This is a genomic window from Rathayibacter sp. RFBD1 (assembly GCF_002932915.1).
Lineage (GTDB): Bacteria > Actinomycetota > Actinomycetes > Actinomycetales > Microbacteriaceae > Rathayibacter.
Map to the genome: position 1 here is coordinate 77,902 of NZ_PSWQ01000020.1, position 17,095 is coordinate 94,996.

A 17,095-nucleotide genomic window follows, 5' to 3' on the forward strand; every position below is an offset into this window, starting at 1 on the left:
GTCGGGACGGTCCCGTCCGCAGGGGTAGAAAGGTGTGATCCATGTCACGTGTTCTCTCGACCGACGAGGCGAAGTCCGCGATCCAGCAGATCCAGTCGATCGTCAACGGCGGCCTCGCCGATCAGATCAGCCGGCTCGACGCACAGGGGCGGACACTGTCCGATCCGAACGTCTGGGACGGTCCGCTGGCCTCGCAGTTCCGCTCGTCGACCTGGCCGGAGACGAAGTCGGCCCTCGAGAAGGCCAAGCAGGAGCTCGAGGAGCTGCGCAGCCAGCTGGCGACGATCTCGCAGAACATCTTCGCCGCCGGCGGAGGGAGCTGACCGGCCGTCCCGCCCCTGCGTGCTCCGGCGAGCGGGGGCGGGACGTGCTCGTCGTCTCCGCGCTCCTTCCTCCGCGCTCCTCCATCGGTGCGTCTCGGGGTCGTCGGAGCGCTCTCGAGGAGGACGCGCCGATCGACTCGGTGGCGGAGGCGCGATCACCCGCCCGAGGGCTGATCAGCCGCCGTCCGCCGGCGTCGGCGAGACCGACTGCACGAAGTGGATCTCGCCGTCGAGGCTGACGAAGCCACGGCCCATCGTGGGCGGGACGGGGAAGCGCCGCGGGATCTGCGCGCCGAGGAGAGTGCCGTCGTTGTCGACGTCGGGCTGGAGCAGCAGCACGCAGCGGGAGGCCGCCGCCTTCTTCGTCCAGTTCCCGAAATGGCTGCGGAGCTCGCTCGACCGGCCGGCCAGCACGACGCAGAGTCCCGGGCGACCCGACGAGACCAGCCTCATCAGCGCCTGGTCGGTGTCGTCCCAGCGCTCGGCGTCGTCGAGGAGGAGCAGCACGGGGCCCTCCTCCGTTGAGAGCGACGCGAGGAGGGTGCGGAGCTCCTCCGCGCCCACGGCGAGTCGGTCGAGGTCGGCGCCCCTCAGCGGGGAGCGTCGATCGCACACTCCCCAGACGGCGACCGAGCCGGCGGCCCGCGCCGCCTCGGCCAGGGCGAGCAGCACGGTCGACTTGCCCGATCGGGCGGGTCCGGCGATGACGACGTGCTCGCCCTCGAAGACCTGGAACGCCAGCGGGGCGAGGTCCGACTCGCCGAGGCCGATCGGGAGCAGCCACGGCTCGCGATCGAAGCGGGCCTCGATCCCGAGCGCGCTCACGGCGACCCTGTCGGGAAGCGTGCCGACCGTGCTCGTCCTGCCGCGCGCATCCGGCCAGGCGGCCGCGAGCTCGGCGATCGCGTCGTCGAGACCGGCCCTCGGAGTCGCGACCTGCGTCTGCAGGAGCGACGAGGTGAGAACGCAGCGCCCCGGCACCGCTGCCGGCGCCTGCACCGGCTTCATCCCGGCGGCGGCGTAGTCCTGCGGGTCGGCGAGGCGGAACAGCCACTTCTGCGTCGTGACCTCCTCCATCACCGAGGGGATCGCCCTCGCCCGGGTGCTCGTCACCGCGAAGTGCAGGCCGAGCTCCGGTCCGTCGGCGTAGGCGCGGGTGAACGCCTCCATCAGAGCCAGGCCCTCCCAGTCCTGGAACTCGTCCTTCAGAGTGGCGAGACCGTCGACGAGCACCAGCGCACGACGGTGGCCCCCGGGCGATGCTCGGCGCCGGCGCACCTCGTCGCGCAGGTGACGGAGGAACCGGGTCTGCTTCTCGTGGGATCCGCCACCTGCGCCGACGTAGGAGACGGTGTGCGGGAGTCGCGCGAGCGGGGCGGAGTCGCGGGAACCGGCATCGAGGACGTAGAGGTCGAGTTCGTCCGGGGGGAAGTGGCGGGCGGCCGTCAGTGCGATCGACGCGAGCGCCGTGCTGGTGCCGCTGCCGGGGATGCCGATGAGGAGCAGGTTCCCCTCGCCCAGATCCCAGCCGGTCGGCGTCCGGCGCTGCCGGTCGGGGTCGTCCGAGAGTGCGACGTGCAGGACGTCGCCGACGACGCGACCGAGGTCGGACTCCTCCGCACCGAACCCGCTGAGGGCCATGGTGTCCTCGAGCGGCTCCGGCCAGATCGGGCGGGGAGGGCCGAAGCCCGAAGCGGCGTCCGCCTCGACCACCGCGTCGATCAGGAGGTCGAGATCGGTCGGGGCCGTCTCGTCGGCGGCGACCGGGGAGGGGCCCTCGCCGGGGACGCCCGTGGGTCCGACCGGGCGGACCTCGATCGCCTCGACGGCCGACGCCTCCGCGCGACCGGTGACCAGCGCCGTCTGGACGGGCGAGATGTCGTTCTGGCCCCGCTTCACGTACGCTCGGCCGGTCTGGGAGCGGGAGATCCCGGCCGCGCTCGCGACTCCGATCACGTCGGCGGAGTCGTCCCGGCTCTGCACCCGGAGGGCGACGCGGAGGTTGGTGTTGGCGAGGATGTCGTCGTTCACCACTCCGGCAGGACGCTGGGTGGCGAGGATCATGTGCACGCCGAGCGTCCTGCCGACCGCGGCGACGCTCACGAGGGACGTCAGGACGTCGGGATGCTCCTTCGCGAGAACGGCGAACTCGTCGACGACGAGCAGGAGCCGCGGCATCGGCTCCGGCGGCGAGGTGGCCCAGTACGCGTCGAGGTCGTCGACACCCTCGCCGGCGGCGGCGAAGAGCCGCTGACGACGCCGCATCTCGGCCTGGAGCGAGCGCAGCGCGCGGTCGGCGAGCTGGGCGTCGAGGTTGCTGATGGTGCCGATCGTGTGCGGGAGCCGCTCGCAGGACGCGAACGCTGCACCTCCCTTGAAGTCGATGAGCACGAAGGTGAGGCGCGTCGGATCGTTCCAGGCCGCGAGGCCGGCCACGAAGGAGCGCAGGAACTCGCTCTTGCCCGAGCCCGTGGTGCCGCCGACCAGGCCGTGCGGGCCGTCGGCGACGAGATCGAGCACGAGCGGACCGTGCTCGGACGAGCCGACGGGCGCGCGCACGCCCCGGGCGCTCGACCACCACCCCCGGACGTCCGCGGCGGTCGGACGATCGGCGCCCAGGAGCGGCGGCAGCCGCACGAGCGCGGAGAGGGCCGCCCCCGCGGTGACGAGCTCCGGGTCCTCGAAGCGCGCCAGGTCGCGCGCACAGCGCACGGCCGTGGAGGAGGCGAGACCGGCGAGCACCACGTCCTCGACGGTGATCCGCTCGTCGGGCCGGGAGAGGACCGCCGAGGCGTCCGCTCCGACCCGGACGACGACCGTGCAGGAGGCGGGGAGCTGCTCCTCCGACGCCGCGAGGACGAGGCCGGAGATCCGGGTCGCCGCCTCGCGCTCGCCGCGGCCGAGTCCGAGGAGTTCGCGCGCCGGAGCGGCGCGTCCCTCGGTCAGCACGTCGGAGTCGAGCACCAGGAGCACGCGCGGCGAGTCCTCGTCGCGGAGGGCGCGGAGGAGCTCGGAGCTGCGGTCGCGCCGGTCGGAGAGGCGGCGTCCGCCCCCGGGCAGACGCGTGTGGGGGAGCCAGGAGGCCCAGCTCCAGTCGGAGTCGCGTCGCCGGTCGCAGAACACCCCTATCGCCAGGTCGGCCGGACCGCAGTGGACCGCCGCCTGGCAGAGCAGGCTCCTCGCCAGAGCGAGGCCGCCCTCGCGGTCGCCGACGATCCCGACGACGCCCGAGTCCGCGAGATCGATGGACACGGGCGCGCTCGGGACGACGCTCACCGCGAGGATCGCGCGCACCTCCTCCTCGAGCCGCGGCACTCCGCGCTGATCGAGCGGGGGAGACCACGGGACGTCGCCGACGCCGATGTGCAGGCGGAGCACATCGGCGGAGGTCGCGCGCCGCTGCCACAGCGACGTGGCGGGCAGCGCCGCCCGGCGGATCGTCGTCGCCGGGTCGGGCGCGTCCTCCTCGAGGCGGGCCCGTTCGACACGCGCGGAACGGGCGATGTCGTCGCGGAGCGTCTGCAGCGCCTCGCCGTAGCGCTGCTCCTCGGACCGGGTCGCTCGGGCGTGCCGGTGCCGCTGCTCGAACCACATGCCCACCCCGGCCACGGGGCTGAGCGCGGCGAAGAGGGCGTAGCGCGCATCGCCCATGATGAGGACCATCGCGAAGGCGAGGACGAGCGGCGCGGCGACGGTGATCACGCTGAAGGTCGTGGCGGAGGCGATCTCGAGGCGGGCCGGCGGGACGACCGCCTCGCCGGCCGCCGGACGTCCCGGTCGCGGCGGCCGGTTGAAGGGCACGGTCGCCGTCGCGGTGACGTTGTCCGTGCTCCCCGGCTCGGGCGCGAGGAGCTCGGGAGGCGCGGGGCGCAGCAGGAGGGCCGCCCCACCGGCGATCACGACCGCGGCGTCGGAGACGAGGACCCCGTCCCCGGTCGCGGAGACGCCGTCGACCAGGGTGCCGTTGGTGCTGTCGGCGTCGCGCACCCGCAGGCCGTTGCCCTCGCGGGTCACCGAGAAGTGCTCCCAGGAGGCGCTCGCCGTGTCGAGGACGACGTCGGCGTGCGGGGAGCGGCCCACGGTCAGCGCACGGCCCCGCGGGATCTCGACCACGGCTCCCGCGCCGAGACCGCCCGACAGCACGGCCGTCCACCCGCGGGCCGCGGCAGGTCGGGGCAGGGGGGAGCGGGCGATCCGCGTTCCCTCGAGCAGCAGCAGATCGGCCAGCCGGGTCTCCACAGGGTGCAGGGCGGTGTCGACGGCGAGGGCCGTCCCGGGCGGGAGGCGGTGCCCGGTTGCGGTGGCGATCAGCTCGCCGAGTGTCGCGGAGTCGCGGTGACGGCCGAGGTCGATGTCGGAGCGGGTGCCGTCGAGGTCGAGGAGGAGTCGCACCGGGGGCTCACGGTCGGGGCTGTCCGGCGAACCAGAGCAGCGGCGGGTCGGCGGGCCGCAGGCCGAGGCGCTGCGGCGAGGAGTGGAGGGGGAGTGCCGGGGCGTCCAGAGCGTGCGCGGCGCCGAAGTCGAGCGGCGGACCGGCGAGCCCGTCCGCCGCTCCGATCGTGCATCCCCGGAGTGCGGCGGCGACCGCCGAGGGTGCCCTGCTGCCTGCGACGGCCGCGGCTCGCACGAGCGCCACGACGGCGTCGTGGCTGGGGGCGTCCGCGACCGCGGCGAGATCGCGGAACGCGCGGTCGCCGAGGAGGGTCGTCCGCGCGGCATCGTCGGCGGTCATCCGTACGGCCCCCAGGAACGCGGAGGCCGCGCGTCCGCGCTCGTCGCCGCGGAGGGCGACCGCGTCGCCGGAATCCGTGCCGATCGTCGTCAGATCTCCCGAGAGGGTGCCTCCGGCCGCGGCCAGGGCGGGAGCGAAGGCGGGGCTCAGCGCGTCGGGCGTGAGCAGGATCGGGACGGACGCCCCCGCCGCCTGCAGAGCGGCGACCGCCGTCGCCTGCGCCGCGGCGGGGCCGGACACGACGACGCGCTCGACCGCCAGCTCGCCCTCGAGGTGCGGGCGGGCGGCGGTGATGATCACGTCCGCGGTGGCGCCCGGATCGGCGGTCACCGTCGCGGCGGGCGAGAGACCGGTCGGGGTGCCTCCACCGGTGTCGACGAGGAGTACCCGGGCGCCTCCGCCGGCCTCCACCACGAGTGCCGCGTCGGCCGAGGCGATGTCGGGTCCGAGGGACCAGACGCCGTCACCTGCTAGGGCGGGGCCGCCTCCGTACGGGAGGACGGCCGCTGTCCCCGCGGCCCGAGCGGCGTCTGCGGCCGCAGCGGTGTGCGCGCCACCGGTCGCGAGGACGAGGCCGGACACGCCCTGCCCCGTCAGCTCCTCGACGGCGGCGCGGGCACCCTCGGGCGTCCCGTGGTCGTCGACGGCGACGAGACCGATCTCGCAGCCGCCCATCGCTGACCGGTGCGCGGCGACGACGGCGCCGTTCGCCGCGTCCTTCCATTCCGCGCCCTCGCCCGGAGCCGAGCTGAGCGACACCACCACCCCGAGCGTCAGCTGCTCGGGCACCCGGGCGCACGAGAAGCCGACAGGCAGAGCGGCGACCTCCGTCATCGGAGCCGACTGCGGCGGCAGAAGGGAGACGAAGGCACCGCTGACGCCGAGGAGGGCGACGGCGCCGCCGACCAGCATCGTGGTCCGTCGAGCGGTGCGGGGGTGCTGCGCCGCGCGCCTGCCCGGGCGGGTCATCGCTCGTCCCCGATCCGGAAGGAGTAGACCGTCCGGGTCCGCGTGCCCTCGGGCAGGTCGAGGTGGAACGCGGGAAGCGCATCCCCGGCTCGGAGGGAGGCCCGCTCCTGGGCCTGCGCCAGCAGGATGCCCGAGACGTCCTCGGACCGCACCGCGGCGTAGCCCCGTGCGCTCTGCGAGGCGAGGGCGAGCTGCACGTCGGCGGTGCCGACCTTCGCGGCACTCGTGGTCATCGATCCGAGCAGGCCGGAGCCGCCGACCGTCCGGTCGCCGAGGTCCAGGAGCACCTTGTGCAGATCGGCTGCGAGGAGCGCGGCGGCCGCGTCGGTGTCGCGGGTCGAGGCGTCGATCGTCGTCGCGATGCCGGCCAGGGAGGCGCGCGTCCGCTCGGAGACGGCCCCGCCGATCCGGGCCTCCGCGGTGCGGAGAGCCCGGTGCCCGGCGTCCACCGTCGCCGCACCGTCGGAGCGGATGCCGGAGGAGGCCGTGCGCAGACTCGAGACCGACCGGTCGAACATCGCGACGACCGCGTCGGCGTCGGCGCCGGAGCGCGTCGAGATCCGCCGCACCTGCTCGTCGAGGAGTGCGGTGACCGCGGATGCGGCTGCCGTGTCCGCCTCGGCGAACGCATTCTGGATCGCCGGTGCGAGAGCGTCCTGCTGGGCACCGAGAGCGTCGATGCGGGTGCCGAGTGCGTCGCGCTGAGCGGTCAGCGCGTCGACGCCGGTGCGGAGGGAGGCGAGCAGGCCGGTGAGGCGCGTGTCGTCCGAGCCGGCCGTCGCGCCGGCCTCGGCCACGCCTCCGCGGACCGTGGCGAGCGCGGCGCGCAGGGCGGCGAGGTCGGCGCTAGCGCCGGTGCTGCCGACGGTGGAGGCGACGGCGGTCCACGCGTGGACCTGGTCGCTCAGCCGGTCGGCCAGAGGGGCCGGATAGCCGTCGGGAGCGTCGAGGCGGCCCGTGCCGGAGCAGGGCGTCGCGGTCAGGTAGGCGCGGAGCTCCTCGACGGAGCCCCGGGTCACCTCCACGGGTGCGCGCGTCGGGCGCCCGGTCGGCGTGGGTGCGGCAGCAGGGGGCTGTGTCGCCGGCGACAGCTCGCAGAGCCGATCGGCCAGCTCCTGGTTCTGCGCCGACAGCGACCCCGTGCTGGTCGGCGTGCCGAGCTCGTCCAGGGCGGTCGTGGCGGCGGTGCCGACCGAGGCGACCGTCGTCTCCAGGCCCGCGGTGTCCGCGTCGAGCTCGTCCAGCGTCGCCGACAGGGCGGCGAGTGCCCGGGTGACGGATCCCTCCGGGTCGGCCAGGGTGTCCACCGAGGCCGACGCGGCGTCCACCCTGCTCGCGAGGGCGGCGAACCCGGCCTGCACGCCGTCCATCAGCTCCGGCTGCAGGGAGTCGACGAGGTCCTGCCCGCGATCGAGCATCCCGAGCAGCACGGTGTCGACGGCGGCTCCGGAGGCGGCGAGGGAGCAGGTGGTCGAGGGTGCCGTGCAGGTCTCGGCGGAGGGCTGTGCCGGCCCCGCGGCAGCACGGACAGCCGCGACGACCTCGTCGCGGCAGGACTCGGCCGCCGTCCCGTACGCGTCGAGCTCGGCCGTGAGCCGCAGCAGCTCGGAGTGGATCGAGCCGGAGCGGCCGCCGTCGACGGCGACTCCGCATCCGCTGCCCGAGACCGTCGGCGGCGGCACCGCGGCCGATGTGTCGCCCAGCAGGGCGTCCACCGCGTCGATCGCCTCGGACAGCTGCGCCAGCAGGCCGGACTCGGTGCCCGAGACCGTCGACGACAGCTGCGCCCGGAGCGCGCCGAGCTGCCCGGAGAGGCTCTGCATCGAGGCCGCCGTCGAGGCGGCGCCGGCCCGCAGCTCCTCGGCCGTGCGGACACCGAGAGTCTCGGAGGTCGCGTCGAGCGAGGCCCGCACCTCGGCGACGGTGGTGCCGGCCTGGGTCAGCAGGTCGTCCACCGCGGTGACGACCTCGATCGTGCGGCGCTCGAGGGCGAGCGGCGAGGCGTCGGAGGAGTCGAACGCGGCGCCCAGCGCCCCCTCGGTGGTCGGGTCGGTGCTCAGGCCGGGCTGGACCGCCAGGTCGAAGGCGGGGACGGCGAAGTCGGCGACGTCGGCGACGAGGGTCAGCGTCGCCGTCGCGCCACCGCCCGGGGGAGCGAGGAGAGCGGCCCACTGCACGACGGCGTCTCCGTGCTCGTCACGGCTGAGCACGCCGTTGGTGACGGCCCCCGACTCGCTCTCGGTGACGACGCGACTCGGCGAGACGCCCGGCAGGACCGCGGAAGCTGCGATCGTCAGCGGAGCGCCGACGAGTGCACTGCGGCGGGCTGCACGACCGGCCGCGTCGAACGCGACCTCCTCGGGCCGGACCGTCAGGTTCTCCACCGCGAGCGAGATCTCGATCCGACCCGAGCGCCCGGCGAGGTCGGCCGGATCGGTGCCCGAGGCGTCGGCGGTACGCCACGAGGGCCGGACACGGACCGGCAGGTCGGCGGCGACCTCGGGGGGATCGTAGACGGTGGTGGTCGCCGAGGTGTCGGACGGGTCGTCGCCGACGGCGAGGGCCGTCCCCTCGATCGCACGGACACCCCCGTCGGACGAGACGGCGACGGACACCGCCTGCAGCACCCTGGCGGCGGTGAGCGCCGGCTCCGGTGGCGTGCAGCCCGCCAGTACAGCGGCCACGACCGCGATCGCCGCTGCGGCCGTCGTCCTGCGAGCATTCGAGCGCACCCTGACCACCCCTCGTCCCGACGGGGCACCGGGCGGTGCCGCTCACATCGACATGAGAGATGCTCGCAGATGAGCGGAACCCCGAGAGCCGGTGGCGCACGATGACCTGCACCGCGCGCCCCGGGGTCAGACGAGCTTCAGCTTCTTGCGGAGCGCCTGCACGTGCCCGGTCGCCCGGACTCCGTACTGCGCGAACTCGAGCGCTCCCTCGGCTCCGACGACGAACGTCGAGCGCAGCACGCCGACGACGGTCTTGCCGTAGAGGCTCTTCTCGCCCCACACCGCGTACGCGCGGTGCACGGTCATGTCGGGGTCGCTCAGCAGCGGGTACGCGATGCCCTGGGCGTCGGCCCAGCGGCGCAGCGCCTCCGGGGCGTCCCGCGAGATCCCGAGGACCTCGTAGCCGGAGTCGCGGAGGGACGCCGCGTTGTCGCGGAAGTCGCAGGCCTCCGTGGTGCAGCCGGGGGTGTCGGCCTCGGGGTAGAAGAACAGGATGACGCGCCGTCCGCGGTAGTCCGCGAGCGAGACGGGCTCGCCGTCCTGGTTCGGCAGCGTGAACTCCGGAGCGGAGTCGCCGGCGGCGAGGCGCGCCTCGGCGGGGAGGGGGGAGAGGTCGGTCATCGTCTGCTTCCGTCGGTCGTGGCGAAGGTGGTCAAGAGGCGCTGGAGCGAGTCGAGGCGCTCCGGTCCGCTGGCGCCCAGCAGTCCGCCCTCGACCGCCTCGATGATGGCGCAGTCGGGGGAGTCGGGCAGGTGCGTGCAGCCGCGCGGGCAGTCCCGGGCGATCACGGCGAGGGTCGTGAACGCGCCGAGGATGTTGTCGGTGTTCACGTGGCCGAGTCCGAACGAGCGGACGCCGGGGGTGTCGATGACCCAGCCGTGCCGGTCGCCGCGCTCCACGCGGAGCGAGACGGTGGAGGACGAGGTGTGCCGACCGCGGCCCGTCACGGTGTTCACGCGCCCGATGGCCCGGTGCGCGTCCGGGACGAGCTTGTTCACGAGGGTGGACTTGCCGACTCCGGAGTGCCCGACGACCACGGTCTCGTGGCCGAGGAGGGCGTCGGCGATCTCGTCGACCGGCGGCTCGTCCTGGCTCGAGAGGAACACGCGGAGGTCGAGCCCCTCGAAGTTGCGGAGGAACGGTGCCGGGTCCGCGAGGTCGGTCTTGGTGATGCAGAGCATCGGAGTGATCCCGGCGTCGAAGGCGGCGACGAGGTAGCGGTCGACCAGCCGGGTCCGGGGCTCGGGGTCGGCGGCGGCCACCACGCAGAGCATCTGGTCGGCGTTGGCGACGATCACGCGCTCGATCGCGTCGGTGTCGTCGGCGCTGCGGCGGAGGAGTGTCGACCGCTCGCGGATGCGGACGATGCGCGCGAGCGTCCCCTCGTCGCCGCTGGAGTCCCCGACCACGTCGACGCGGTCGCCGGCCACGATCGCCTGGCGCCGCAGCTCGCGGGCCCGGGCCGCCGTGAACTCGTGCTCCTCGGGCGTCCCGTCGCCGATCATCACCGTGTAGCGACCCCGGTCGACGCCGAGCACCATCGCGATCTCGGCGTCCTCGTAGGCGGGCCGGTTCTTGGTCCGGGGCTTCGTGCCCTTCGGGTTCGGGCGCACCCGCGCGTCCGACTCGTCGTACCCGTCGAAGTCGTCGAGAGCACCGTCGGCGTCGAGGCCGCTGTCCGTCCACCACGACACGGGTCAGACCGATCCGGCGAGGGTCGTCCACAGTTCCGGGAACTGGGGGAGGGTCTTCGCTGTCGTCGCGACGTCCTCGATCACCACGCCGGGGACCACGAGGCCGATCAGGGCGCCGGCGTGGGCCATGCGATGGTCCGAGTAGGTGCGCCAGCGGCCGCCGTGGAGCTCGGCGGGCTCGATGCGCAGACCGTCCTCGAGCTCCGTGACCCGGCCGCCGAGGCCGGTGATCTCGGCGGCGAGGGCGGCGAGGCGGTCCGTCTCGTGGTGACGGATGTGGCCGATCCCGGTCAGGGTGCTGGGAGTGGAGGCGAGGGCGGCGAGGGCGGCGAGGGCGGGGGCGAGCTCGCCTCCCTCCGACAGGTCGAGGTCCACGCCCAGGATCTCGTCGCCGCCGGTGACCACGAGGTCCTCGCCGTCGCGCTCGACGCGGGCGCCGAACAGCGGCAGGATCCGCTCGAGGTGCGCCCCGACCTGCGTGGTGACGGTCGGCCAGTGGCGCAGCCGGACGCGGCCGCCCGTGACGAGGGCCGCAGCGAGGAACGGCGCGGCGTTCGAGAGATCGGGCTCGATCAGCACGTCGGCGCCGGCGATGGGCTGCGGCGCGACGGTCCACTCGCCGTCGGCGGGCGTGCCGACCTCGACGCCCCGTGCCGCCAGTGCGGCGACGGTCATGTCGATGTGGGGCCGGGACGGGACGGCGCTGCCCTCGTGGCGCAGGTGCAGTCCCTCCTCGAAGCGGGCGCCGGCCAGCAGGAGCGCCGAGACGAACTGGCTCGACCGCGAGGCGTCGACGACGACGTCGCCGCCCCGGACGGCCCCGGAGCCGTGGACGGTGAAGGGGAGCGCGCCGCGGCCGTCGTCGGCGACGTCGACGCCGAGCGCGCGGAGGGAGGCGATCGTCGCCCCCATCGGCCGCTTCGCCGCGTACGCGTCGCCGTCGAAGGTGGTGGGGCCGAGCGCGAGGCCGGCCAGCGGCGGGACGAAGCGCATCACGGTGCCCGCGAGCCCGCAGTCGATCGTCGTCGAGCCGAGCAGCTCCTCCGCGGGCTCCACGACCAGGTCGGCGCCGAAGCCGCCGGTCGAGCCGGACTCCCGGATCGTGGTGCCGAGCGAGCGCAGCGCCTCGATCATCAGGGCGCTGTCGCGGGAGTGCAGCGGCGCCCGCAGCGTGGAGGGTCCGTCCGCCAGAGCGGCGAGCACCAGCTCCCGGTTGGTCAGCGACTTGGAGCCGGGCAGGCCGACCTCGGCGTCGAGAGCGCCGGCCGCGAGGGGTGCGGGCCAGGCGTCGTCGCCGGGGAGCGCACGGGCGTCGCCGTACGGATCGAACTCGGGGGCGGAATAACGCGAGAAGACCATCGGTTGTCAGGATAGTCGGCGCGCAGGGCGTCGTCAGGAGCGTGACGGAGGCGGAGCATGACGGCAGCACCCCCGGTCCTCCGGAGCAGCAGGCCCGTCGCCCGGAGACGCCCTCGCGCCGCAACCCCGGTCGTCCGCCGCGCCGCCGCTCTAGAATCGCTCGTGATGACTCGCGACGACGAACCCCGCACCACCCCCGCCGACGAGGCTCCCGAGCCCGCCGACGCGGAGCAGACGATCGTGGAGACCGTCGAGGAGTCGCTGGACGACGCCCCGGTCGAGGCTCCCGTCGATCTCCGCTCCCTCTTCGAGCAGCAGGCGCTGCCCTTCATCGACCAGCTCTACGCGGCCGGTCTGCGGATGACGAAGAACCCCTCCGACGCGCAGGACCTCGTGCAGGAGACGTTCGCGAAGGCCTTCGGCGCGTTCCGCCAGTTCGAGCAGGGAACCAACCTGAAGGCCTGGCTCTACCGCATCCTCACGAACACGTTCATCAACTCGTACCGCAAGAAGCAGCGCGAGCCCTACCAGAGCGCGATCGACGAGCTCGAGGACTGGCAGCTGGGCGGCGCCGAGTCGACCACGGCCACCTCCAGCCGCTCGGCCGAGGCGGAGGCGATCGACCACCTCCCCGACACCGCGGTGAAGGAGGCGCTCCAGGCGATCCCGGAGGACTTCCGGCTCGCCGTCTACTTCGCCGATGTCGAAGGCTTCTCCTACCAGGAGATCGCGGACATCATGAAGACCCCCGTCGGGACCGTCATGAGCCGGCTGCACCGCGGCCGGCGCATGCTGCGCGAACGACTCACCGACTACGCACGCGAGCGCGGATTCCGCGCCGCATTCACTTCCGGGAGCACGAAATGACCGACAGCGGCTGCACGAAGGCGAAGGCCGAGCTCGAGGAGTACCTCCACAACGAGCTGTGCAAGGAGGACGCCGCCGACATCCGCGAGCACATGGCGGGATGCGTCGACTGCGCCGATGAGGCGAAGGTCGGCGTGGTGCTGACGGTCGCCGTGCAGCGGGCGTGCAAGGAGACGGCGCCGGAGGACCTCCGCGCCCAGGTGCTCGGCATGCTCCGCGACGAGCACGCCGCGCACTCCCAGGCGCCCGCCCGCCTCTAGGCGCCGCACGACCCGGGGAGCCCCGGCTGTTCGAGATCTCCCGCGCACCGCGGGCCCTCGAGGGGCCGGGGCTCCGTCGTGTCCGGCGGCCTCCGGTCGCCGCGGCACCCGCACGTCGCGAGCGCTCCTGCCGGTCTCTGCGGGCCTGCGGTCAGGCACGGTCCGCCCGCAACGCGGTCGGGCCCGCCGGAACACGAGGTTCCGACGGGCCCGACCGCGTCGTGCGGACCGCGGGTCAGCGGGTGAGCGCCCGCGACAGCAGGTCGGCCTGCTCGGAGGCGTGCCGCTTGGCCGAGCCGGCCGCGGGGGAGGCCGCGGACGGCCGCGAGACCACGCGCATGGACCGGCCCAGCTTCGGAGCGACCTCGAGGGCCATGAACGGCCAGGCGCCCTGGTTCTCGGGCTCGTCCTGCACCCAGACGAGCTCCGCGTCCGGGTACCGCTCGGCGATGCCGCGCAGCTCCTCGATCGGCGCCGGGTAGTACTGCTCGACCCGCACCAGCGCGATGCCGTCGTCGGGCTTCTTCTCGAGCTCCGCCTTGAGGTCGTAGTGGACCTTGCCGGCGTGGAGCAGGACGCGCTTCACGGCGGAGGCGTCCTGGATCCGCGCGTCGTCGATCACCGGCTGGAAGCGGCCCGAGGTGAAGTCCTCGACCGGGCTCGAGGCTCCGCGCAGACGCAGCATCGCCTTCGGGGTGAAGACGATCAGCGGTCGGCGGGGCCGGGAGTAGGCCTGGCGGCGCAGCAGGTGGAAGTAGGACGCCGGCGTCGACGGTCGCGCGACGGTCATGTTCCGCTCCGCGCACATCTGCAGGTAGCGCTCGATCCGCGCCGACGAGTGGTCGGGGCCCTGGCCCTCGTAGCCGTGCGGGAGCAGGAGCACGAGCGACGAGCGCTGGCCCCACTTCTGCTCGGCGGAGGAGATGAACTCGTCGATCACGATCTGGGCGCCGTTCGCGAAGTCGCCGAACTGCGCCTCCCACAGCACGAGCGAGTCGGGCCGCTCCACCGAGTAGCCGTACTCGAACGCCATCGCCGCGTACTCCGAGAGCAGCGAGTCGTAGATCCAGAGCCGGGCCTGCTGCTCGGACAGGTTCATCAGCGGCAGCCACTCCTGGCCGTTCTCGCGGTCGTGGAGGACCGCGTGGCGCTGGACGAAGGTCCCGCGGCGCGTGTCCTGGCCGACGAGGCGCACCGGGGTGTCCTCGAGCAGCAGGGAGCCGAGCGCGAGCAGCTCGCCGAAGGCCCAGTCGATGGAGCCGGAGCGGCTCATCTCCTGGCGCTTCGCCAGCAGCTGCTGGAGCTTGGGGTGCACGGTGAAGCCCTCGGGCGGCGTCGTGAACGCATCGCCGATGCGGGTGACGACCTCGGTCTTCACGCCGGTCACCTCGGGCTCGCCCGGGTAGTCCTCGCCCTGCTGCGCGTCGGGCAGCTCGAGGTCGGCCACGGAGTCGCCGTCGGCGGTGATCACGGGGATCGCGCCGGTCTGCGCGGCGTGGGTCTCGGCGAACGCGCGCTCCAGGCGATCCTGGAAGTCCTGGTGGGCGCGGTCGTACTCCTCCTCGGTGATGTCGCCGCGGCCGACGAGCGCCTCGGTGTACAGCTTGCGGACCGAGCGCTTGGCCTCGATCAGGCTGTACATCAGCGGCTGGGTCATCGAGGGGTCGTCACCCTCGTTGTGCCCGCGCCGGCGGTAGCAGATCAGGTCGATGACCACGTCGCGGTGGAACCGCTGGCGGTACTCGAACGCGAGCTGCCCGACGTGGACGACCGCCTCGGGGTCGTCGCCGTTCACGTGGAAGATCGGCGCCTGGATCGTCTTCGCGCCGTCGGTCGAGTAGATCGAGGTGCGGGCCTCGTGAGGGGGAGTCGTGAACCCGACCTGGTTGTTGATGTTGATGTGGATCGTGCCGCCGGTGCGGTACGCGCGCAGCTGCGACATCTGCAGGGTCTCGACCACCACGCCCTGGCCCGCCATCGCGGCGTCGCCGTGGACGAGGATCGGCAGCGTGGTGAAGGTGCCGATGGGCTTGCGGTCCTGCTTGGCGCGGACGATGCCCTCGAGCACGCCGTTCACGGCCTCGAGGTGCGAGGGGTTCGCCGCCAGGTAGACCGGGATCTCCTCGCCCGCAGCACCGCGGAAGGTGCCCTCGGTGCCGAGGTGGTACTTCACGTCTCCGGAGCCCTGGACCGTGCGCGGGTCCTGGGTGCCCTCGAACTCGCGGAAGATCTGGCCGTAGGTCTTGCCGGCGATGTTGGTCAGCACGTTCAGGCGGCCGCGGTGGGCCATGCCGATCGCGACCTCGTCGAGGTGCTCGTCGGCCGCGCCCTGCAGGACGGCGTCGAGCAGCGCGATGAGCGACTCCCCGCCCTCGAGCGAGAAGCGCTTCTGGCCCACGTACTTGGTCTGCAGGAAGGTCTCGAAGGCCTCGGCCTCGTTGAGCTTGCCCAGGATGCGCAGCTGCTCGTCGTGGCCCGGCTTCTCGTAGCCGCGCTCGAGCTTCTGCTGCATCCAGGCGCGCTGCTCCGGGTCCTGGATGTGCATGTACTCGACGCCGACGGTGCGGCAGTACGAGTCGCGGAGGATCCCGAGGATGTCGCGCAGCTTGAGCTGGCGCTTGCCGCCGAAGCCGTCCGTGACGAACTCGCGATCGAGGTCCCAGAAGGTGAGGCCGTGGCTCTCGATGGCGAGGTCGGGGTGCGAGCGCTGCACGTACTCCAGCGGGTCGACGTCGGCCATCAGATGCCCGCGGACGCGGAACGAGTTGATGAGCTCCTGCACGCGGGCGGTCTTGGAGACGCGCTCGGCGAGGTCGACGGCGATGTCCGTGGACCAGTGGATCGGGTCGTAGGGGATGCGCAGCGCGGCGAAGATGTCCTCGTAGAAGCCGCGGCCGCCGAGCAGGAGCTCGTGCACGATCTTGAGGAACTCGCCCGAGCCGGCGCCCTGGATGACGCGGTGGTCGTAGGTCGAGGTCAGGGTGATGGTCTTGCCGATGCCCAGCTCGACCAGCGTCTTCTCGGACGCGCCCTGGAACTCCGCCGGGTACTCGAGGGCGCCGGCTCCGATGATGCAGCCCTGGCCCTTCATCAGGCGGGGGACGGAGTGGACCGTGCCGATGCCGCCGGGGTTCGTCAGCGAGAGCGTGGTGCCCGCGAAGTCGCCGGCGACGAGCTTGTTGCCGCGCGCGCGCTTGACCAGGTCCTCGTAGGCCGAGAGGTAGGCCGTGAAGCTCAGCGTGTCGGCGCGCTTGATGCTCGGCACGAGCAGGGCGCGCGTGCCGTCGGGCTTGGGCATGTCGATCGCGATGCCGAGGTTGACGTGCGCCGGGGCGACGACCGCGGGCTTGCCGTCGACCTCGTCGTAGAACACGTTCTGGCTCGGGAAGTCCTTGAGCGCGCGGATGAGCGCCCAGCCGATCAGGTGCGTGAACGAGACCTTGCCGCCGCGGGTGCGGCGCAGGTGGTTGTTGATGACGATGCGGTTGTCGATCATCAGCTTCGCCGGGATCGTGCGGACGCTCGTCGCGGTGGGGATGCTGAGGCTGGCGTCCATGTTGGTCGCGAGGCTCTTCGCCATGCCGCGGAGCGGGGTGACGACGTCCTCGTCCGGCGTCGAGTCCTCGGCGGAGGGCTTGGTCACCGGAGCGTCGGCCGGGATCGGCTGCGCCTTCGGCTGCTTCGAAGTGGTGCGGGAGGCGGGGGTCGACTCGGTGGAGGAGGCCGCGGCGGGATGGGTCACCGCGCCTCCGCCGCTCGACGAGACGCGCTCGGCGGCAGCGGCGGGCTTCGAGGCGGCGGGCGCGGGGGCCGCGGCGGGAGCCGGAGCCGGAGCGTCCTTGCCGGAGTTCGCGAGCTGGGCGCCGTAGCGCTCCAGGATGGGCCACCAGGACTCGTCCACCGAGGCGCGGTCGGCGCTGTACTGCTCGTACAGCTCCTCCACGAGCCACTCGTTGGCTCCGAAGTCCTCCGCGCCCTGCTCTGTTCCTGCTCCGGTCAACTGGCTCGACACAGCCGATCGCCCACTCTCTCCGTTGATTCGTCCTCGATCATCCGGACGGGCCCGTCGCATCCCTCGGCGCCTGCCACCGCGGCGGAGGAGGTCGTCCTCGCACCAGCGGGAACCGGTGCCGTCGCCTGGTCCCGTCCCGGTCGCCCA

Annotated in this window: 10 protein-coding genes; 3 read left to right on the top strand and 7 right to left on the bottom strand. The window is 73.5% G+C overall.

The genetic code is table 11. From position 1 onward, the window contains the following. The first annotated feature begins 41 nt into the window (after nt 1-41). Entirely contained in the window at nt 42-323 is a 282-nt protein-coding gene (locus C5D50_RS09560) for a pyrophosphorylase (protein WP_104224124.1), read from the top strand. A gap of 174 nt (nt 324-497) precedes the next feature. On the opposite strand, the gene C5D50_RS09565 is transcribed toward C5D50_RS09560, so the two are convergent. The 6 genes from C5D50_RS09565 to aroA form a co-directional block, all read right to left on the bottom strand. After that, nucleotides 498-4,715: an FtsK/SpoIIIE domain-containing protein gene (locus C5D50_RS09565; protein WP_104283371.1), complete on the bottom strand. Its 4,218-nt coding sequence runs from the start codon at nt 4,713-4,715 to the stop codon at nt 498-500. A 7-nt stretch (nt 4,716-4,722) separates the two neighbouring features. After that, complete coding sequence (locus C5D50_RS09570) at nt 4,723-6,024, bottom strand: hypothetical protein (protein WP_146086914.1); 1,302 nt, start codon at nt 6,022-6,024, stop codon at nt 4,723-4,725. Next, entirely contained in the window at nt 6,021-8,756 is a 2,736-nt protein-coding gene (locus C5D50_RS09575; protein WP_181137329.1) for a hypothetical protein, read from the bottom strand. The genes C5D50_RS09570 and C5D50_RS09575 overlap by 4 nt, the downstream gene beginning before the upstream one ends. Nucleotides 8,757-8,882: 126 nt before the next feature. After that, nucleotides 8,883-9,377 carry a thioredoxin-dependent thiol peroxidase gene (gene bcp, locus C5D50_RS09580; RefSeq protein WP_104232788.1) on the bottom strand — a complete coding sequence of 165 codons (495 nt, stop codon included), beginning with the start codon at nt 9,375-9,377 and terminating at the stop codon, nt 8,883-8,885. Further along, nucleotides 9,374-10,450, bottom strand: coding sequence for a ribosome small subunit-dependent GTPase A (rsgA, locus tag C5D50_RS09585; protein WP_104224119.1), 1,077 nt, complete (start codon nt 10,448-10,450; stop codon nt 9,374-9,376). Before rsgA ends, bcp begins: the two co-directional genes overlap by 4 nt. A gap of 3 nt (nt 10,451-10,453) precedes the next feature. Continuing rightward, a complete protein-coding gene (gene aroA, locus C5D50_RS09590) occupies nt 10,454-11,809 on the bottom strand; it encodes a 3-phosphoshikimate 1-carboxyvinyltransferase (RefSeq protein ID WP_104283374.1) in 1,356 nt (451 codons plus the stop codon). Between the two features lie 165 nt (nt 11,810-11,974). Here aroA and C5D50_RS09595 point away from each other — a divergent pair, with 165 nt between their 5' ends. After that, the gene (locus tag C5D50_RS09595) at nt 11,975-12,676 is read left to right on the top strand and encodes a sigma-70 family RNA polymerase sigma factor (protein WP_104224117.1); all 702 of its coding nucleotides are present in this window, start codon (nt 11,975-11,977) and stop codon (nt 12,674-12,676) included. Further along, entirely contained in the window at nt 12,673-12,936 is a 264-nt protein-coding gene (locus tag C5D50_RS09600; RefSeq protein WP_104224116.1) for a zf-HC2 domain-containing protein, read from the top strand. The genes C5D50_RS09595 and C5D50_RS09600 overlap by 4 nt, the downstream gene beginning before the upstream one ends. A 235-nt stretch (nt 12,937-13,171) precedes the next feature. Here the strand turns inward: C5D50_RS09600 and C5D50_RS09605 are convergent, their stop codons facing one another. Further along, a complete protein-coding gene (locus C5D50_RS09605) occupies nt 13,172-16,948 on the bottom strand; it encodes a multifunctional oxoglutarate decarboxylase/oxoglutarate dehydrogenase thiamine pyrophosphate-binding subunit/dihydrolipoyllysine-residue succinyltransferase subunit (RefSeq protein WP_181137330.1) in 3,777 nt (1,258 codons plus the stop codon). Between the last annotated feature and the right edge of the window lie 147 nt (nt 16,949-17,095).